Raw genomic sequence first — 18,261 nt, 5'->3', positions numbered from 1 at the left:
TCGGCGTCGCGCAGTCCTGCCGTCGCCGGAATCCTGGTTCTCCCCGTGGGGGCAGCCACGCCCCGCTGAGCAGCAGAAGCGTCAGACACGTGAAAGAAACGCTCCCCACGGAAGCGTCATCACAGATGCGGACTTCATCCGTGGTACAGCACGCGAACGGCGTACGCGTCGGCCGGAAGTGCGTCGAGGTAGTCGTTGAAGTAGCTACGTCGGTCGGCGTTCGCGATGTCCAGCCAGCGCCCGTCCAGAGTCAGCAGGCCGTTCGAGGGCAAGGCGGAGTCCATCGCGTGGCGCACCAGGCCGTCGAGGTCGTCACTCAGGCGGGCGATTGGGTCGCCGCCCACGATCTCTCTCAATTCCGGGTTGTCCAGGTACGCCGCGATGACCGGCTGCGTGCGGTAGTCCTCCACGGCTTGTGCCTGCGAATAGTTCTCGGGATCGGCGAGGTGCCGGGCCCGGAAGGTACCGAAGGCACTGCCGGGCGGGTGGGCAGAGGCGAACTCCTGCCACGCCTCGAACGCTCTGCGTGCCCTGGCGGCCGCCCGCGCACGCGGCGTTTCGAGGTCCAGCAGCGCGCGCGGCCCGCCATCACACAGCTCCGGTGGAACATTGCGCGGCTCCCCGGACAGGGCCTTGGCACCCCGGATGAGACGCGGGTCGTCCTCGTGCCCCGGGACGACCAGGAACTCGCAGCCCCGGCCGTCGATCTGCCAGTAGTCCCACCAGGTCTCGACGTCCGGACCGCCGACCCCGACGTCACGGTTGTAGTCGAACGGCGCCATCGCCGCGGTGATGGCCTGGACGACGTCCCTCGGGTCGCACAGGGGAACACACACCGTCACTCGTTCTTTTGCCATGGCTCTTTCCTCGGTCCGTTTCCACTCATGCCGTTGGTGGCGGATCGCAGGAGACGAGCCAGCCGTCACAGCCCCGCTGCCATGAGCGTGTCCGCTTCGTTGTCGTCCCCGGTGTCGACGACGCACCGGGTGCCGCTGCCCGTCCTGGAACCGTCGCAGTGCTTGCCACCATTACGCAGATCATGATTCCTATGCTCGAAGGCGCCCCGCTCCGAGAGGGCCTGCAGGCCGTCCGGGTCCCTCTTGGTGACGGAGGCTGTTGTCGGCGTAGGCATAGCCGTTGGTCTGCAGCGGGTCGGACGGGTCGATGACCGGATCGGCGGACAGGAGGCGGACGGTCAGCCGATCACTCATCGACGACCCTCGTCTCCGGGCGCGCAGCAGCTCTCGACGCTCCCCATCGAACACGGATCACCTTTTCTCCCGCGTCGGAAACAGTCCGATCACCCAGGAATCCGCATCCGGGCTCCGCCGGTAGAAGACGTCCGGTTGAACCGGATCGCACAACGCAACCAGGATTTGGCCTTCCTGGAGATCCACCACCTGAGTAAAAGACGTACTTCTCCTGGCCTTCAGGCGTATTACCTTGAACTTGAGCCGATGAGACCCCGGATGCAGCTCGACAAATCGGGGCGTCTTCGCGGCACGGCTACGGCAGCAGAGTTCCACACCGTCCTCCCAGACAGACACGATGCCCGCCTCGTGTGTCAGGCTCCGAACTGGCTCCCTGATCTCGGCGAACACCAGAACACCCGTGCGTCCCTTCCTCTGCTCTCTCTGCAGGCACCATCCGACGAGCAGAGGCAGTCGCTTCGACCCGTCGAGCGCCTTCACGGATGGGCGACCAAGATCCGTCATGAGCTATTCGTCCTCCGGTGGCTGGAGTCACCCAGGCTGCGCCTTGCCCCAGTGGCCCGACCACTAACCGATCGCCCCCATCACTCCCCCTACGAGCGCGGCCACGACACCGATCGCCAGAATGACATCCGCCGATCGGCAAGGTCTCACGAGGGTCCGTTCCACCGGTTTCGCGTCCACGACGGATTTCGGCTTCGGTGGCAGCCGTTCCCTGATTGCCGTGGCGGCCAGTTCCGACGTCGCGAACCGGTAATCCACCAAGGACCCGCCGAACGCTACGGGAACAAGAGACTCGTCACGGACCGTCACGATCTTGAGAGCAACTCCCGGCCCGGCTACCATTTTGCGAATCCCGTCGTATCTGACTTCCTTGGATCCGATGGGATTGATCACGAGGAGGGATTCCGAGCGCAGCACAACCGCGCAGGTTCCCATCCGGATAAAAACGGCGGTCACCGCACAGAAAACCGCCGTAACAAGCCACAGGTCACGATAATCCCCTTGTCCCATGTTCATTCGCACGCCCCAGGGATAGATTCCCCAGATGCCTACGACGAAGATCCCGTTCAAGATCGGCCATGATCGCCGTCGCAGAACCCTGTCCTTCATCAACTCGCCCTAACACCCGTGGCCGACGAGAAGCCCGACCCTTGCGGCCACCGCCGACTCCGCTTCCTGCACCCAACTGCGTCCGGTACAGGGAACTCGGCCTCGGCGCGTTCAAATGCGTTGCCCACGAAGGCCTCTCTCCATGTGTCGGCGCCCGACCCCCCTCGCCAGCCCGCCGCCAGACCACCCTGATTCATGTCAGCCCTGTGCAGTGCTCATCAGCCTGTTCCTGTCCTGTCGCCCCTTCAATAGCCCCTAGGTGTTGCGGGACATGACGTTGGTGACACAGGCCGATGTCCGTGAAACCAAGATGCTGCGACGGGCATCGGTCGGGTACCGTGCGGACCATGTCGAGTCCTGAGTCAGACAAGGTGGGGGCTTTCGGTCACGCCGTCAGCCCCCTGAACCACTGAGCTCATAGCCCTGTCGTCGCGCCGCATTCTGCGGCCGGGCGACTGTGCCCTTGGGGCTGGCCGCGGTGACGAGATGACCTTCTCGTGCTTCTCCTCACCTCGGAGCCACTCGATGCCTCTCCCGCTGTACCTGCTTGCCATGGCGGTTTTCGCCATGGGCACCTCGGAATTCATGCTTGCCGGCCTCCTGCCGGACATCGCCTCAAACCTCGATGTCACAGTCGGGACAGCCGGAACGCTCACTTCGGCCTTCGCGGTCGGCATGATCGTCGGTGCCGCACTTGTGGCCGCGCTTGCCCGCAACTGGCCCAGGCGCTCCAGCCTTCTCGGGTTCATCCTCGCTTTCGCGGCAGCGCATGCCGTAGGCGCCATCACCACCAGCTTTCCGGTCCTGTTCGCCACCCGGGTTGTCGCCGCGCTCGCGAACGCAGGGTTCCTAGCCGTCGCTCTGACAGCTGCCGCCACGCTGGTCTCCTCCGACAGGAAGGGACGTGCGCTGGCCGTGCTGCTGTCCGGCACGACGGTGGCCACGATCGCCGGTGTCCCTGGCGGCTCGGTGCTCGGCGCGTTGCTCGGCTGGCGGGCCACATTCTGGGCTGTCGCCGCTCTCTGCCTGCCTGCAGCTCTCGGCATCCTGAAGGGAATTCCAGCAGGACGTGATGAGGATGAGGCGACTGGCAGGCCGGCGTTGCGAGCAGAGCTCGCCCAGCTCACACGGCCGCGGTTGATCCTGGTGATGCTGCTCGGCGCGCTGGTGAACGCGGCAACCTTCGGAAGCCTCACCTTCCTCGCCCCCGTGGTGACCGACAGCGCCGGGCTGGGCGAGTTGTGGATCTCGGTCGCCCTGGTGCTCTTCGGCGCCGGTTCCTTCGTGGGCGTCACCGTCGCCGGCCGGCTGTCCGACCGGCATCCCGGTCCAGTCATCGCAGTCGGCGGCCCGCTGCTGCTCATCGGCTGGCCGGCTCTGGCGATGCTGGCCAACGAGCCGGTCGCCCTGTTCATGCTCGTGTTCGTGCAGGGCGCACTGTCGTTCGCGCTGGGCAGCACGCTGATCACGCGGGTCCTCTACGAGGCCGCGGAAGCCCCTACCATGGCCGGCTCGTATGCGACCGCGGCGCTCAACGTGGGCGCCGCCGTTGGCCCCGTCATCGCTGCGGCCACCCTCAGCACCGAAGCCGGGGACCTCGGGCCGCTCTGGGCAAGCGGACTCCTCGTCGCGGTCGCGCTGCTCATCGCGTTCCCCCTCCTCACCACCATCACGGCCGGCCGGAGCACCGAGGTGCTCCAGTGACACACGCGAACGCCCCTTTGAACATCGAAGGACGCCGAAGGCTCGTGGCGCGCTGCCGCACCCGTCCGATCGCGCACGTCGCCGCCGAGGCCGGTGTCTCCCGCGCCTGCCTGTCCAAGTGGAAGAACCGGTACGACACGCACGGCGAACCAGGGCTGCAGGACCGCCCAAGCGTCCCGCGATCCTCACCGACCCAGACCCCACCCGATGTCGTCGAACGGATCGAGCAGCTGCGGCGGGACAACAAGTGGTCCGCCCGCCGGATCACCCTCGAACTCGCAAGCCAGGGAGTGCAGATCAGCGGGCGCACCGTAGGCCGGTGGCTGGCGCGCCTGGGCATCAACCACCGCCGGTTCCTCGACCCCGACGGCTCGACCGACAGGCGCCCGGCGAAACGGATCGCGGCCCGCTACCCGGGCCACATGGTCCACCTGGACGTCAAGAAGGTCGGACGGATCCCCGACGGCGGCGAGTGGCGGGCCCACGGACGCGGCTCCGAGCAGGCCAGGGCCGCACAGCGCGCGAAGACCGGTGGCGCCAAGAGCGGGTACGTCTACCTGCACTCTGCCGTCGACGGATTCTCCCGCTTGGCCACACCGAGCCCCTTCCCGACGAGAAGGCCGCCACCACCGTGGCGTTCCTCAGCCGCGCCCGCGCGTTCTTCGCTGCCCACGGCATTCACCGGGTCGTGCGCGTAGTCACCGACAACGGCGCAAACCACCGCGCCACGGTCTTCGTACGCTCGCTGATCTCGTGGGCCTCCCGCCACCAACGGATCAAGCCCTACACGCCCCGGCACAACGGCAAGGTCGAGCGCTACGAGCGCATCCTGCCGTCCTCCAGCCGCACGCCTCCACACGAGCGTCACCAACGTCATGGCCAGCAACACCTAGGAGCAGCCGAGTTGGACGCTTGCCACAGCAACAACCGCGTCTGCCCAATTCAGCCGAGGGGAACCCCCCGTCTCCCTCCGGACCGACATCTCGCCCTGTGAGATCCGTCCGAACCGGTTCACCGACGCGGCGGTTACGACGATCACCGGGAGAGAATGCTATGTGAGGGGAATGTAAAGGCAGGGGGCAACTGTGGGAGCGGACAAGGTAGTTGAGGGCAGCGAGAGCGGGGCTCCGTTGCTGGGACGCTCCGTCGAGCTGGCCCGGTTCGACGCGTTGCTCGACCGTGCGGCACGCGACGCGCGCGGAACGGCGAGGGGCAAGGAGTCCGGGGACAGCGGCCCCTCCCGGCTCGTCGACATCACCGGCGAGGCGGGCATCGGCAAGAGTCGGCTCCTCGGCGAGGTCTGCGCACGGGCACGCCGACGCGGTATGACGGTACTGCGCGGCAGAGCCACGGAGTACGAGCGGCAGGTGCCGTTCCAGGTCTTCACCGATGCACTCGCCCACCTCGACCCGCACGCCCTGGACGGCTTCCAGGAGACCGACGCGGTGGCGCCCCTTCTTCAGCGGAACGGCACGGTCGACCGTTTCGGACTGCACCGTTCCACGGCCGTCCTGCTCGCCCGGCTCGCCGCCCCCTCCGGACTGCTGCTTGCCCTCGACGACCTGCACTGGGCGGACCCGGCGTCACTGGAACTGCTGGACCATCTCGTACGCCATCCCCTGCACGCCCCCGTCGTCCTGGCCGTGACGCGCCGTGACCGCCAGACTCCCGAGTCCCTCGCCGCCAGGCTCACCCGAGAACTCGACACCGGCACGGTCATCAGACTCGGCCTGAGACCGCTGAGCTCACGCGACTGCGCCGAACTGGCCGGCCCCGCCCTGCCGCCCGCCGAAACCGCCGCGCTGTACGGCGCGAGCGAGGGCAACCCGTTCTACTTCCTGACCCTCCTCCAGGCCCACCGCGGGCGTACGACGCCCGAACCCTCGGCACCACCTGGGCTCGGCAGCCTACTGCTGGACGAACTGACCGCGCTCGCCCCCTCCCGGCGCGACATCGTCGATGCCGTGGCGGTACTGGGCGAGCACGCCACCCCGGCGATGGTGAGCCGGGTGACCGGCCGTTCCGGCACCGCGTTCACCGCCGACGTCCACGACCTCACCCGACGCGACCTGCTGCGCTCCACCCCGCAGGGCCTGCTGACCCTGCGGCATCCGGTCGTACGAACCCTGGTCCACGAAAACACGCCCTTCCTGAGGCGCGTCGAGATCCACCGGATCGCCGCGCAGGAACTGGCCCACGCGGGCGCCTCCGCTGCCGAACGCGCCCACCATGTGGAACAGTCACTGACCGCCTGGGACCCGGCAGCGGTGACCGTACTCGAAGAGGCCGCCGCACTGACCGCCCGGACGGCACCGGCGAGCTGCGCCCACTGGCTCGATGTGACCCTCCGCCACCTTCCGCACACCCCCGAACACGCCGCCCGGCGGGGTGAGTTGATGCTGAGACGGGCCCGCGCCCTGGCCGCGTGCGGTGGCCTGCGCGAGAGCCGCGACCTGCTCCAGGAACTGATCGCCACCCCGCGGCGGTCACCCGGTCACTCGGCCTTCGGCGAGAACCAGGACCGCCTCAGAGTGCGCGCGGTCGTCCTGTGCGCGCTGGTGGAACGTCATCTGGGGCGCTGCACCGAGGCAGTCGCGCTGTTACGCCGCGAACTGGCCCGCGACCCCGCCCCGGCCGACGTCGTCCGGCTCGGCCTGGAACTGGGCTCGGCCGCTCCCCAGGACAGCGACACCTCGTACGCCCAGGTGCGCACGGAGGTCGAGGGGGCGCTCGCGGCGGCCCGGTCCATGGAGGACGAGGTCGGGGAGGCGGGCGTCCTCGCCGTGGCAGCCTTGGGAGAAGCGTACGAGGGCAACATGACCGCGGCGCACGGACTCGCCCGGCAGGCCGCAGCCCTGGTCGACTCCCTGCCCGACAACGACCTCACCGCCCTGTGCGAACCACTGGCCCGACTCGGCTGGGCGGAGGCCTTCCTGGAGCACTACCCGGACGCCGAGCGGCACGCGGAGCGCGGCCTCGACATCGCCCGCCGCAGCGGTCAGCTCTACGTAGTGCCCCATCTCCTGCTGTGCCTGTCCCATGTCCGGGTCCAGACCTGCCGGATCTCCTCGGCGCTGGAACTCGCCGACCAGGCCGAGGACATCGCCCGTGCGATCGGCAGCGACCAGTTGCTGGCGTTCGTCCTGGCGAGCAAGGCCGCGGCACTCGTCGCCGCCTGCCCGCCGGGCGATCCACGCCCTCTCGCCGTCGCCGAGGAGGCAGTGGCCGCGGCCGGTACCGGGGTCGACTGGTGGGCCTCCACAGCCTGGTGCATCTTCGGCTGGGCCGCGCTGATGGCCGGCGACCCGGTCCGCGCCCGGGACGCGATGCTCCGGGCGGGCGGCCCGGAACTGCAGCGTATCCAGCCCTCGATGCGCCCGCTCTACCTGGAGATCCTGGTCACGGCCGCACTGGTGACGGGCAGGGCCGAGGAGGCCCGCGGCTGGGCCGAGCGCGCGCGCAAGGAGGCGGAACAACTGGGGCTGCCGATGCTGCGGGCGTCCGCGCTGCGCAGCACCGCCCATCTGCCGCTGGCGCAGGGGGACACGGCAGCGGCAGCGGATCTGTTCGCGGCGGCAGCCGCGGAGAGCGCTCGCTGTGGCGCGGTCTTCTGGGAGGCCTACTCACTGCTGCTCGGCGCCCCGCTGGAAACGGCGGCGGGCCATGGCCGGGACGGCACGCGCGCCTGGCTCAGGGGTCGCCGGCTCGCCGAGGCGGGCGGCAGTGGAATCCTGGTCGGCCTCGCCGACGCCACGCGTCCGCCCGGGGGCGGCTCCGAGACTCCGTACAGTTCCCCGGACCGGGCCGAACTCACCGAGCGGCTGGCCACCCTGACCACCCGGGAGCTGGAGATAGCCGAGCTGGTGGCGCAGGGGCTCACCAGCCAGGCCATAGCGGACCGGCTCTACGTCAGCCGCCGTACCGTCGAGACCCATGTCTCCCGCGCCTTCCGCAAGACGGGGGTCTCCTCGCGCACTGCCCTGGCCTCGCTGATGGCCCGTCGGCGCACCGGGAGCCGTTTCGGGGACGCTCGCAGGGAGCAGGACTGAGCGTGCTCCAGGTGCCCTCGGCGGTGATCGGTGCGCCTCTGACCTGCCACAGGCGTCTCGGCCGGGAAGCCGACTACCTGACGTCGACGAAGTCGCCGGGCGCCGTCGCGGCGCCGGTCGTGGTGGTGCCGGCGAAGACGAAGCGGTAGTAGCCGTCGGAGCCGGCCTTGGTGGTGGTGCTCAGGGTTCCGGTGCTGCTGGTCTTGACCGTCTTGAGGGTGGTGTAGGTGCTGCTGCCCTTCTTGCGGAACTGCAACTTCACCGGCTGGGTCGCGTATCCCGCGTACTTGCCCGTGGTCCAGTTGGCGCGACTCAGCTTGCCGGTGACCGTGATGGTCCTGCCCTTCTTCACCGGCTCCGGGGAGGCGTTGGCGGTCAGCGTGGCGGCACGCTTGATGGCGGCCCTGGCGACGTCGTCGTCGATGCTGATGTTCACGTAGAGGTCGTAGGCGCCCAGGAAGAGTTTCCAGACCCCCGCGGTGCCGTTGCCGTCCTTGAAGTCGACCGCGGGGTCGATGGTGAAGACCGTCTTGCAGCTGTAGCTGTAGCCGCCCTCGACCGTCGTCTCCGTGCAGACCGGGTCGTCGTCCGTCCCTAGGGCGCCGGTGATGGTGTCCGTGTTCGAACTGTCGGTGCCCTGCCACAGGAACGCCTGGGTGAGGGCCAGCCCCTCCTCGTCGAAGGCGGTGAAGGTGACGGGAACGGCCTTCTTGCCCGTCACGCCGAGAACGATGTCCTTGCCCTTGTTGACGACGCCGTCCTTGAAGGTGGTGTCGCCGATGGCGTCCTCCGGCCGGGCGTTGTGGGAGGCGAGGGATCTGAGATCCGTCGCCGCATCGTAGTGCTCGGCTCCCTGGGCGGCGCCCGGAAGAACGAGCGCCGAGAGGACGAGCGCGCCGGAAAGGACGGTGGCGGCGGTGTGCGTACGCATGTGTTTTCCCCAGGGTGCAGTGAAGAGGTCAGGAAGTCGGAACGCGCCCGGCCCCACAGACGGGGCTCAGGCAGTGGTTCAGGGAGTAGCTCAGGAGGTGACTCATGGACTGGCTGAGGCGATGGCTCAGGGTGCGGCAGTGCCGAAGACGTCGCCGAGGTCGAAGCTGCTTTCGGGCGCCGGGTAGAGGTCGGTCGGGTACAGCTCCGTCGGGTACAGGTCCGTCGGCTGGGAGCCCGGTGCCGGTACATCGGCCGGGTCGGCGGTGGGCCTGCCGTCCGGGCTGCACACCTGCGGTGCCGAGGGCTCGGACAGTTCGTAGTCGGCGACCCGCTGCGACCGGAAGTCCACCTTGGTACGCCCCGAGAAATCCTGCTCGCCGCCGATCTCGACCTCCTTGGGCAGTTCCTTGCTCGTCAGCGGCTTGCCCACGGTGACCGAGAGAAGGGCGCCCTCACAGGGGCTGCGGTCCGCCGCGTAGAGGGACGCGGGCAGGGCGATCGTCCGGTCGGCACCCGCGTCTGTGTGGAGTTCCACGCGTTTCACCCGGCGGATGTCGAAGTAGTAGCTGGGCCGCAACCCGTTCGAGAGGCGTTCGCCGTCGACGCCGTCCGCAACTCCGTAGACCAGCTTCCAGAACTCGACCTGCACGGTGATCTTCCGGCAGAGCGGTCCGTTGTACCCCGGCAGGCTGACGACCGCCAGTTCCTTGTCCCCGTAGTCCTCCCGGGGCGTGTAGACGACTTGCTCAACCCAGTCCTTGGACTCCTCGGTCGTCCATCCCCTGTTGTCGTGGCAACCTGACGCCCCGGTGGGATACGGCGGAGGGGGAGACGGGGTCGGCGAAGGGCTCGGCGACTCGGACACCTCCGTCGCGCTCTCGGACGGTTCCCCGGAAAGAGATGTCCCCTGGGCACTCGAACAGCCCCCGGTGAACAGGACGGCGACGGCGAGGACCGAGGCGACAGGCACGACGGAGTGTTTCGGCCCGGATAGGCGCTTCGATACGTACCTCACTGGTCGAACCAGTTCCTGGCCTCCGCGGAACTGAAGCCCCGCAGCACGACGAGGGCGAAGGCGATGCCCGGGACGACCCCGACGCCGCCCCCCTGGAACAGGCCCAGCGCACCGCTCAGCAGGCTCAGCGCCTCGATGACGATGACGGTGACACGTATCCCGTTGGACCGCCGGCCCGCGAAAACACCGCACAGCAGGAGCGCCCCCGCGACCAGCAGCGACAGCACCGCCACGAACCGGAGCAGTCCGGCCCCCTCGTCCTGACCGTGGTCCACCGCATCGTTCACCACGGCCAGCAGCAGGAATCCCGCCGCCAGGTTCAGCACGGCCTGGACCCATACCCCCACCAACGCCAGCCTGACACTTCTCGGCATCTGCGCTTTCACGCTCGGTGTCGTCATGAAGGCAAGAAAACGGCACGGGTGTCAGGGACACGTCGGTAGGAGTACGTATTGCATGTACGTACGCGCTGTCGCCGCCCTGCCGGAGCACGCCCGAGGGGGTACGGGCCCGGGACGGCTTCGGCGCAGCAGCGGGGCGATCAGGGTGGCAACGCTGCGGAACGGCTGGATGCGACCGCACCCCTCGGACCACGTCGGCCACCTGGAGGCCGAGACCCTACTGACCGCTCTGGCCCGCCACACCGAACTCCCATCACTTCTGCAGGATGGCGAAACGTCCAGCGTCCGCGGGGCCGTGCCCACAGCGCACGCCCGGCCCCGACATGCAGCGCGGCGCCGATTCACGCTCGGGCAGACTGGCCACTCCTCTGAGCACCGCCCGACTTCAAACCCACGAGCAGCGGATTCAGCCCGCCCAGGCACAGTTGACGATCCGACTGTCCCTGTCCTTGCCGCGTCCACCCGTGCTCGACGACACGCCACGACGGCAGGAGTCGTCCCCGACATTTGGCCGGGCAGTGCCGCAGTCCGACGCGAGGGCCCTCGCGGAGACGTCGCGGGCGCGGCGGCCGGTCAGCCGCGTTGCCGGCGGGCGCGCAGCGCGGCCCAGTGGCGCAGGCGCTCGGTGATCTGGGCTTCGTAGCCGTTGCGGGTGGGCTGGTAGTACGTCTCGCGGTCCATGTCGTCAGGGAAGTAGTCGTCACCGGAGAAGCCGTCGGCTGTGTCCGGGTCGTACCGGTAGTCCCTGCCGTAGCCAAGGTCTTTCATCAGCCGGGTCGGGGCATTGAGGATGTGGGCGGGTGGCATGAGTGAGCCGGTGTGCCGGGCTGATCGGTGTGCGGCGTTGAAGCCGCGGTGGACGGCGATGGACTTGGGGGCGGTGGCGAGGTAGACGACGGCCTGGGCGATCGCCAACTCGCCCTCGGGGGAGCCGAGTCGCTCGTACACGTCCCAGGCGGCGAGGGCCTGCTGGACGGCGTGCGGGTCGGCCATGCCGATGTCCTCGTTCGCGAAGCGGACCAGGCGGCGGGCGACGAACAGCGGGTCCTCGCCGCCGTCGAGCATCCGGGCGAGCCAGTACAGGGCCGCGTCCGGGTCGGAGCCACGCATCGACTTGTGCAGCGCGGAGATCAGGTTGTAGTGGCCCTCCTGCGCCTTGTCGTACAGCGGGGCCCGCTGCTGGATGTGATGGGCGAGCCCGGCGGTGTCCAGGGGGGTTGCGGTGTCCGGGAGGGCTTGGAGCTGTTCGGCCATGTTGAGGAGGTAGCGGCCGTCTCCGTCGGCCATGGCGATCAGCGCGCGGCGGGCGTCGTCGTCCAGGGGCAGATGGTGGCCGGTGAGCTGTTCGGCGCGGTCGAGGAGCGTGGACAGTGCGGCTTCGTCGAGGCGCTTGAGGACGAGGACTTGGGTGCGGGAGAGGAGGGCGCCGTTGAGTTCGAAGCTCGGGTTCTCCGTGGTGGCGCCGATCAGAGTGACGGTGCCGTCCTCGACGTAGGGCAGGAAGCTGTCCTGCTGGGCGCGGTTGAAGCGGTGGATCTCGTCGACGAACAGCAGGGTCCCCTGGCCGATGCCGCGTCGGCTTCGCGCGGTGGAGAACACCTTGCGCAGATCGGCCACGCCGGAGAAGGTGGCCGACACTGGCTCGAAGGCCAGGTTGCCGGCGTCCGCGAGGAGCCGGGCGATGGTGGTCTTCCCGACGCCGGGCGGGCCCCACAGGATGGCGGAGCCGAGGCGCTGCTGGGCGACCATGCGGCCGAGCGGGGCGTCCGGGGCAAGGAGGTGGTCCTGCCCGACGACATCTTCCAGCTGGGTGGGGCGCAGGCGGTCGGCCAGGGGCCGGGAGGGCTCCTCGTCGAAGAGCGGCAGGGTCACTTCGGTCGGTTCCATCGGTCTCTCGGGTGGCAGGCGGACGTGTGTGGTCGGGTGCGTACGTGTGCGGACATGACGAGCCTTGCACGGGGCACTGACAAGCGTCGGCTCAACCGCTCGTGAGGAAGGTCGCGGCGTTCATCGGGCACCGGGGCGGTCGCGTCGCGGCAGCCGCTCGACGGCCAGGTGGTAGGAGTCCTCGACCACGTCGGTGACCAGCCTCTCGGTGATGCCGGGTCCCGGCCCCAGTGAGATCCAGTGCCGTTTGTCGAGATAGCGGCCCGGTGTGATCGATGCGTGGCCGCGCTCCAGTGTCCGCGCGTGCTCGGGTTCGCACTTGACCGTGATGATCTGTTCGTCCGGGTCGTCGGTGACGATCAGGAACACCTTGCCCGCGACCTTGTACACGTCGAGTCCTGGGGTGAAGGGGTAGCCGTGGCTGACGTCGGGGAGGGCCAGGGCCACCTGTCGGGCGGTGTCCTGGAGCTGGTCGCCGGCCGCGCTCACCGGGCCGCCCGCATGCCGGTGCCGTAGGTGTGCGGGTCGACAGGCCGCTCGGCCTTGGGCAAGTGAGCGACGACGAGCCGGTAGGAGTCGGTGACGAGCTCCCTGACGAGCTCCTCGTCGACGCCTTCTCCGCTCTCCAACGTGATCCAGTGCCTCTTGTTCATGTGATAGCCGGGGGTGATCTGGCTGTATTGCTCCCGCAGGGCCTGAGCCTCACCGGGATCCGCCTTGAGGATCACCACGGGCCGCCCCGGAACCTCGGTCATCAGCATGAACACCTTGCCGCGCACCTTGAAGACCTCCCAATCAGGACCGAAAGGGTGTTCCAGCTGAGCTCCGGGGAGTTCCTCCGCGCAGTCGGCGGCGGTCTTGTGCAGGGCCGGTCCGTTCATGGACGCTCCCTTCCTCAAGTGGTGACGGACTGTGGCATCGAAAGACGTGGAGGGCGCGCCGCGCAGGCGTGGCGGCACGTCCCATCCTTCCGCCGCAGCCAGCCAGAAAGGCAGTAGGCTGCGGACACGTGATGGTCGACAGGCGACACCCTGACCCGAGCGGAAGCGCGGCCGGTCCGGCTGCGGTACCGCTGTACGGTTTCCAGCCCCCGGTCGGTACCCCATACGGCCTAGAGGTGAGTACCGTCGAGGACTTCTTCACCCACCACGACGACTGGCCGTGGAACCCACCCCGGCCGGGCCGCGCCACCTTCCACTACCTCATCGCCGTCACCGAAGGCGAACTGCGGCACGACGTCGACCACGTCACGCGGACGGTCGCCCCCGGCCAGTGGCTGTGGGTGCGTCCCGGGCACGCACAGTGCTGGCATCCGCCCGGCGGGGCCCGCGGCCCGTTCATCCTGTTCGAACCGGACGTGCTGCGTCCCGACATCGCCCGCCTCTTGGGCCCGCTCACCGCGCACGAGGCCCCCGCCGTGCTCAGCCCGCACCCCGACGACACCGCCTGGCTCCAGCAGACGGCACTCCAACTCCTGGACGAACACCGCGCACTGGGGCGCCGCCCCCTCGACACCCACCACGCCCTGCGCCGCAGCCTGCTCGAATCGCTGCTGCTGCGCCTGGCCAACTCCCCGGGCATCGCCCCCATCGGCACGGCCACGACCGGCGCGGGCCGTGCCGAGCGGTACGGACGCTTCCTGGACGCCTTGGAGCTGCACTTCCGCGAACTGCACCACGCCGCGGACTACGCCGAGTTGCTCGGCTGCTCGGTCCGCACCCTCAGCCGTACCGCCCGGGACGCCACCGGCAAGCCAGTACGCGAACTGATCGACGAGCGGCGCCTCCTCGAAGCCCGGCGCCTACTCGGAGCTGCCCGGTGGGACGCCCGGACCGTGGCCGTCCACCTCGGCTTCACCGACCCCGCGAACTTCGGCCGCTTCTTCCGCGACCGCACCGGCCTCACCCCGGCTGCCTACGCGGCCCACGAAGCGAGGACCGACGCCTGACGGAAACGCGGCGAACGCCGGGCTTGCCCGTCACGAGGCAATGGCTGTCTTCGCGGTCTGCGCGTTGTCGCACCACTCACCTGTCGAGAGCTCGCCGGATGAACTCCTCACGGGTCGCGCTGGAAGCGCGCGACACAGCCGCATGATCCACCGTCATGTCGAACCCGTGGAAGCCCCCGCCCCACATATGCAGATCGACGCTCACTCCCGCCTCGGACAGGCGGCCGGCGTAGATCAGGATCTCGTCACGGAACCCCTCCGCCGAGCCGGTGTCGACGTAGGTGGGCGGCAGTCGGCTGAGGTCCTCGGCGCGGGCCGGCGCGGCGTACTGCGACACGTCCGGGCCGCCGCGCCGCTCGCCCAGTACGGAGGTCCACGCGTACAGGTTGCTGTGGCGGTCCCATATGCCTTCGCGGTCGACCATGCGACTGCTGTGCGTCTCGAAGCGGTTGTCGAGCATGGGGCAGATCAGAATCTGGTGGCTGAGCGAGGGAAAGGCACGGTCGCGGGCGAGCAACGCGGTGCCCGCCGCGAGACCGCCGCCGCCACTGACTCCGGTGATCATGAGCCGCTCGGGGTCGATCCCGAGCTCCGCCGCGTTCTTCGCCATCCACACCAGCCCCGCGTAGCAGTCCTCGACCGGCGCGGGATCGGGGTGATCCGGCGCCAGCCGGCACTCGACCGACGCGACGACCGCAGTCCCCTCGATCACATGGGGAAGGAGATGACTCACGTGGTCCCGGCGACCCCCCATGATCATCCCGCCACCGTGGAGGCTGAGGATGCCTCCCTTGGGACCTCGGTCCTCGACGGGGCTGAGGATCAGCACATGAATGTCCGGATCTCCTGCAGGGTCTCGTCCGTCAGGGCCGGAAAGACGGCCCCCCGTGCCTCCTCGACGGGCGCGAGTTCCGGGTCCAACGGGGGCCGGATGGTCGTGGCGCCGAAAAAGTCTGCTGTTGTCTGGTCCGTCATCGCTTCTCTCCTTCGGAACCAACGCGGAGCGGCGACGCTCACCGCCGAGCTGGGGCACCCACCACGCACGATGTGTGCATGACCTTGTCGCGTCCCGCGATCAGGTTTCAGTCGTCGAGGACGACGACGTGCTTGCCCGGCGTGGCTCCGGATTCGAGGTCGGCCTGGGCGTCGCGGACCTGTTCCAGGCCGTGGTAGGTCTTCGCGACCGGGACGTGGAGGCGTCCTTCGGCGACGGCCTGGAGCTGGTGGGCGAGGACGTCGGCCGGGAGGTCGGCGGCCTCACCGCCGTAGGACGTCAGCCGCACCCCGCCCGGAATCATGAACGGGCTGAAGTCGGGGATCGTCCACTGGCCGGCCAGGGCTCCGGTGAAGCAGACCGTGCCGTGGCGGCGGACGGCGTTGAGGGTGTCGGGGAGGGCCGAGCAGCCGACCAGCTCCAGGGCGGCGTCGACGCCGTCCGGGATCAGCGCGCGCACCTGGTCGGCGAGGGTGCCGTTGTCGACGAGGGGGTGGTCGACGCCCGCGGCCCGCAGTTCCCCCGACCGCGACTCGCTGCGGGTGGTGGACACCACGGTCGCTCCCAGGTCCTTCGCGATCGTGGCCGCGCTCAGCCCGACCGTGGACGTGCCGCCGCGGATCAGCAGTGTCTGGCCGGCCCTGAGGTCCAGGCCGCGGGTCAGGGACCCGTAGGCGGTCTGGAACATCTCCGGCAGCGCGCCGACGACCTCCCACGGCAGGCTGGTCTCGAACGGGATGACCTGTGCCACGGGGACGGTCACGTACTGGGCGTAGGCACCGTCGTAGGCGCGGCCCATGCCGCCCATCATCGTCGCCACCTGCTGCCCCGGCCGCAGCTCGCTGTCCTCGTCAGCGTCATCGACCACGCCGACGCCCTCGATGCCGGGCACACGCGGGTAGGTGACCTCCGCATCGGACTCGCCCTTGCGGGTGGAGACCTCGGATTCGTTGACGCCGAACGCCTTGACCTTGATCCGCACCCAGCCGGGCTTGCGGACGGGCACCGGCACATCCTGGATCTCCAGGGCGTCGAGGCCGCCGGGCCGGGTGACGACGACGGCCCTCATCGTCGGCGGTACGGCGTCGCCGGCTGCTGTCGGTTGACTCATGTCGAGTACCTCGCTCCCTGTTGTCCCCTGCGTCGTCCGTATCGCCCTCCGGCCGTCAGGGGCGGTCGATGCCTTCCCACAGGTCGAGGACCTGCTGGTAGTGGGCGGTGCCCTCGAAAGGAGAGTTGCCGACGGTTTCCGCGGTGGGCTTGTCCGTGACCGCGGGCCACAGACGGGAGTGCTCGCCGGTGGCGAAGTCGAGCACGATGTCGCGGATCCGCGTGTCACGCTCGGCCTGTTCGGCGCTGCGACCCGGCTGTTCCTGGCCGACCAGGGCGTACATCTCGGTGCCGTGCACGGCGGGTGCGCCCTCGGCGGGCCCGATCATCAGAAGATGGGCGTTGCCGCCCGCGGCGGCGTGCGCCAGGGCGCCGCGGGCGGCCGGGAGCGCGAAGAGGTAGTCCGCCATGACCGCGGCGCGAACCTCGGCCGGGGTACGGCCGCCCTGGTCGTAGGAGTTGACGATCTTCTGCGCGCGGGAGCGGGAAATACGCCACCCCGCGACCTCGTCGACAATGCGGTCGATGGTGTGCGGGTCGAACCGGTCGAGGTCGTTCGCCACCCACCACCCCATGTCGTCGCTCGCCATGCTCAGCAGCACGTCGACATCGCGGTGCACGCCCGAGGCCAGGACGTTCATGGGATGGGCGTGCACCACCGCGCCGGGCTGCCCGATATCCAGGACGACGCCGGTGGCCTTGTTGTCCACCCCGCCGCGGACTCCGAGGTCCGTCGGGAGGACCTGGCGCAGGGCGTCCCGCAGGGAGAGCGGGTCGAGGTCGAGCAGCTTCTCCGGGTCGTCCGCCACGCCGAGTTCGGTGACGAACAGGTGCGCGAGCTCTTCGGCCCACCAGGCCGGGACGCTACGAGCGGGCCCACCGGAGAACCCGGCCAGTCGCCGGTACAGGCCGTCGGCGGAGGGGGCGCCGAGCAGACCGAAGGTGGAGTAGGCGCCGGCGCTGTGGCCGTAGACCGTGACCTGGTCGGGGTCGCCGCCGAAGTGGGCGATGTTCCGCTGGATCCAGGTGAGCGCGGCGATGATGTCCTGGAGGAAGAGGTTGCTGGCCTCGGCGAGCCGCCCACCGTACTGCGAGAGCGAGAGCGCACCCAGGGCGCCGAGCCGGTAGTTGACCGACACGCTCACCACGCGTCCCGACGCGGCGAGACCGGCGGCATTGGAGGTGATCTGGGTGTTCGCGCCGTACTCGAATCCGCCGCCGTGGACGTACACGGTCACCGGGAGCGCCTTGTCGGCCGGCTGCTCGGGGGCCCACACGTTCAGGTTCAGGCAGTCCTCGCCCATCCCGCTATCCGCTTCGAGCCAGTCACCGCTATCGGGCTGGACAGAGACGACGCCCTTGCGGTCATAGGGTCGGTCCGGAGCGAAGTCCGCGACCACGGGGCGGCGATACCGCTCGGCGGTGGCGTACGGGATTCCCCACCAGGACCGCACCCCTGGTGCAGTCGGAGCCTTGGGCGCGGTCGTAGTCATGGCGTGAGATTCCTTCCGGAGCGTTTCGGGTGTTTCGCGCGGCGTGTCGGCGGCTGATCGCTCGCGGTGGCGCTCCCCAAGCATTCCCTGGACTCCGGTAAATCGTCGGGCGAGCAGCGGTCACCTGATGGTCATCAGGCGACACCTGTCTGCTCGTCCTCTTCTCCTGGCCCGTCGCCAAGCAGACGAGGGCGACCTGGGACCCTGCCGTCAGCGGGTCCCCTGACTCGACACGCCGACTTGCCCCGGTAAGCCGGTGCAGATCGCGGGCCCGAGCAGCCCGCTGATCCTGCTGCTGCGTTGGACGGTGATCTTCCTTGCCTCGCCCAGGAACGCGAGCCGACTCCAGAAGGCGATGGGTGGGGTGTGACATGACGGGGGAAGGCTTCGTTGATCTTCTGAG

16 protein-coding genes and 1 pseudogene are annotated in these 18,261 nt (G+C 69.2%); 4 read left to right on the top strand and 13 right to left on the bottom strand.

The window, feature by feature from the left end; translation table 11 throughout:
- Positions 1-134 precede the first annotated feature (134 nt).
- The 3 genes from H295_RS0133365 to H295_RS0133355 all read right to left on the bottom strand — a co-directional run bounded on the left by H295_RS0133365 (position 135) and on the right by H295_RS0133355 (position 2,285).
- Positions 135-857, bottom strand: a complete 723-nt coding sequence (locus H295_RS0133365; protein WP_158691091.1) for a hypothetical protein — start codon at positions 855-857, stop codon at positions 135-137.
- A gap of 411 nt (positions 858-1,268) precedes the next feature.
- Positions 1,269-1,715 carry a hypothetical protein gene (locus tag H295_RS43925; protein WP_028809982.1) on the bottom strand — a complete coding sequence of 149 codons (447 nt, stop codon included), beginning with the start codon at positions 1,713-1,715 and terminating at the stop codon, positions 1,269-1,271.
- A 63-nt stretch (positions 1,716-1,778) separates the two neighbouring features.
- Entirely contained in the window at positions 1,779-2,285 is a 507-nt protein-coding gene (locus tag H295_RS0133355) for a hypothetical protein (protein ID WP_234021734.1), read from the bottom strand.
- Positions 2,286-2,849: 564 nt separating this feature from the next.
- Here H295_RS0133355 and H295_RS0133350 point away from each other — a divergent pair.
- From H295_RS0133350 to H295_RS0133340, 3 genes and pseudogenes are all read left to right on the top strand, one after another.
- Positions 2,850-4,028 carry a Cmx/CmrA family chloramphenicol efflux MFS transporter gene (locus H295_RS0133350; RefSeq protein WP_020139699.1) on the top strand — a complete coding sequence of 393 codons (1,179 nt, stop codon included), beginning with the start codon at positions 2,850-2,852 and terminating at the stop codon, positions 4,026-4,028.
- A pseudogene (locus H295_RS43920) lies at positions 4,025-4,866 on the top strand (IS481 family transposase); the annotation flags it as partial. The gene H295_RS0133350 and the pseudogene H295_RS43920, both read left to right, overlap by 4 nt.
- Positions 4,867-5,158: 292 nt before the next feature.
- Complete coding sequence (locus H295_RS0133340) at positions 5,159-8,077, top strand: helix-turn-helix transcriptional regulator (RefSeq protein WP_020139698.1); 2,919 nt, start codon at positions 5,159-5,161, stop codon at positions 8,075-8,077.
- Positions 8,078-8,150: 73 nt separating this feature from the next.
- On the opposite strand, the gene H295_RS0133335 is transcribed toward H295_RS0133340, so the two are convergent.
- The 6 genes from H295_RS0133335 to H295_RS0133310 all read right to left on the bottom strand — a co-directional run bounded on the left by H295_RS0133335 (position 8,151) and on the right by H295_RS0133310 (position 13,194).
- Positions 8,151-9,008 carry a hypothetical protein gene (locus H295_RS0133335; RefSeq protein ID WP_020139697.1) on the bottom strand — a complete coding sequence of 286 codons (858 nt, stop codon included), beginning with the start codon at positions 9,006-9,008 and terminating at the stop codon, positions 8,151-8,153.
- Positions 9,009-9,134: 126 nt separating this feature from the next.
- Entirely contained in the window at positions 9,135-9,980 is an 846-nt protein-coding gene (locus H295_RS0133330; RefSeq protein WP_234021733.1) for a hypothetical protein, read from the bottom strand.
- Positions 9,981-10,021: 41 nt separating this feature from the next.
- Entirely contained in the window at positions 10,022-10,426 is a 405-nt protein-coding gene (locus tag H295_RS0133325; protein ID WP_234021732.1) for a hypothetical protein, read from the bottom strand.
- A gap of 573 nt (positions 10,427-10,999) precedes the next feature.
- Positions 11,000-12,313: a replication-associated recombination protein A gene (locus H295_RS0133320; RefSeq protein ID WP_020139694.1), complete on the bottom strand. Its 1,314-nt coding sequence runs from the start codon at positions 12,311-12,313 to the stop codon at positions 11,000-11,002.
- A 120-nt stretch (positions 12,314-12,433) separates the two neighbouring features.
- Positions 12,434-12,802 carry an MmcQ/YjbR family DNA-binding protein gene (locus H295_RS0133315; RefSeq protein WP_020139693.1) on the bottom strand — a complete coding sequence of 123 codons (369 nt, stop codon included), beginning with the start codon at positions 12,800-12,802 and terminating at the stop codon, positions 12,434-12,436.
- Positions 12,799-13,194: an MmcQ/YjbR family DNA-binding protein gene (locus H295_RS0133310; RefSeq protein WP_020139692.1), complete on the bottom strand. Its 396-nt coding sequence runs from the start codon at positions 13,192-13,194 to the stop codon at positions 12,799-12,801. The genes H295_RS0133315 and H295_RS0133310 overlap by 4 nt, the downstream gene beginning before the upstream one ends.
- 236 nt (positions 13,195-13,430) lie before the next feature.
- On the opposite strand from H295_RS0133310, the gene H295_RS0133305 reads away from it, so the two are divergent.
- Positions 13,431-14,261: a helix-turn-helix domain-containing protein gene (locus H295_RS0133305; protein WP_020139691.1), complete on the top strand. Its 831-nt coding sequence runs from the start codon at positions 13,431-13,433 to the stop codon at positions 14,259-14,261.
- A gap of 76 nt (positions 14,262-14,337) precedes the next feature.
- Here the strand turns inward: H295_RS0133305 and H295_RS43915 are convergent, their stop codons facing one another.
- From H295_RS43915 to H295_RS0133290, 4 genes are all read right to left on the bottom strand, one after another.
- On the bottom strand, positions 14,338-15,090 hold the full coding sequence (locus H295_RS43915; RefSeq protein ID WP_020139690.1) for an alpha/beta hydrolase fold domain-containing protein: 753 nt from the start codon (positions 15,088-15,090) through the stop codon (positions 14,338-14,340).
- The gene (locus H295_RS48150; RefSeq protein ID WP_020139689.1) at positions 15,084-15,236 is read right to left on the bottom strand and encodes a hypothetical protein; all 153 of its coding nucleotides are present in this window, start codon (positions 15,234-15,236) and stop codon (positions 15,084-15,086) included. Before H295_RS48150 ends, H295_RS43915 begins: the two co-directional genes overlap by 7 nt.
- Positions 15,237-15,343: 107 nt before the next feature.
- A complete protein-coding gene (locus H295_RS0133295; RefSeq protein WP_020139688.1) occupies positions 15,344-16,366 on the bottom strand; it encodes an alcohol dehydrogenase catalytic domain-containing protein in 1,023 nt (340 codons plus the stop codon).
- 55 nt (positions 16,367-16,421) lie between these two features.
- A complete protein-coding gene (locus tag H295_RS0133290; protein WP_028809979.1) occupies positions 16,422-17,858 on the bottom strand; it encodes a carboxylesterase family protein in 1,437 nt (478 codons plus the stop codon).
- Positions 17,859-18,261: the final 403 nt, after the last annotated feature.

Origin of the sequence: Streptomyces sp. 351MFTsu5.1 (assembly GCF_000383655.1) — a bacterium.
GTDB lineage: Bacteria > Actinomycetota > Actinomycetes > Streptomycetales > Streptomycetaceae > Streptomyces > Streptomyces griseorubiginosus.
Note: the sequence above shows the minus strand (reverse complement) of the source record. Positions and strands in the feature narration are given on the sequence as shown.

Coding starts and splice junctions, on each gene's coding strand:
- H295_RS0133365 (WP_158691091.1), bottom strand. CDS start 857: ATGGCAAAAGAACGAGTGACGGTGTGTGTTCCCCTGTGCGACCCGAGG.
- H295_RS43925 (WP_028809982.1), bottom strand. CDS start 1,715: ATGACGGATCTTGGTCGCCCATCCGTGAAGGCGCTCGACGGGTCGAAG.
- H295_RS0133350 (WP_020139699.1), top strand. CDS start 2,850: ATGCCTCTCCCGCTGTACCTGCTTGCCATGGCGGTTTTCGCCATGGGC.
- H295_RS0133335 (WP_020139697.1), bottom strand. CDS start 9,008: ATGCGTACGCACACCGCCGCCACCGTCCTTTCCGGCGCGCTCGTCCTC.
- H295_RS0133325 (WP_234021732.1), bottom strand. CDS start 10,426: ATGACGACACCGAGCGTGAAAGCGCAGATGCCGAGAAGTGTCAGGCTG.
- H295_RS0133320 (WP_020139694.1), bottom strand. CDS start 12,313: ATGGAACCGACCGAAGTGACCCTGCCGCTCTTCGACGAGGAGCCCTCC.
- H295_RS0133310 (WP_020139692.1), bottom strand. CDS start 13,194: ATGAACGGACCGGCCCTGCACAAGACCGCCGCCGACTGCGCGGAGGAA.
- H295_RS48150 (WP_020139689.1), bottom strand. CDS start 15,236: ATGACGGACCAGACAACAGCAGACTTTTTCGGCGCCACGACCATCCGG.
- H295_RS0133295 (WP_020139688.1), bottom strand. CDS start 16,366: ATGAGTCAACCGACAGCAGCCGGCGACGCCGTACCGCCGACGATGAGG.
- H295_RS0133290 (WP_028809979.1), bottom strand. CDS start 17,858: ATGACTACGACCGCGCCCAAGGCTCCGACTGCACCAGGGGTGCGGTCC.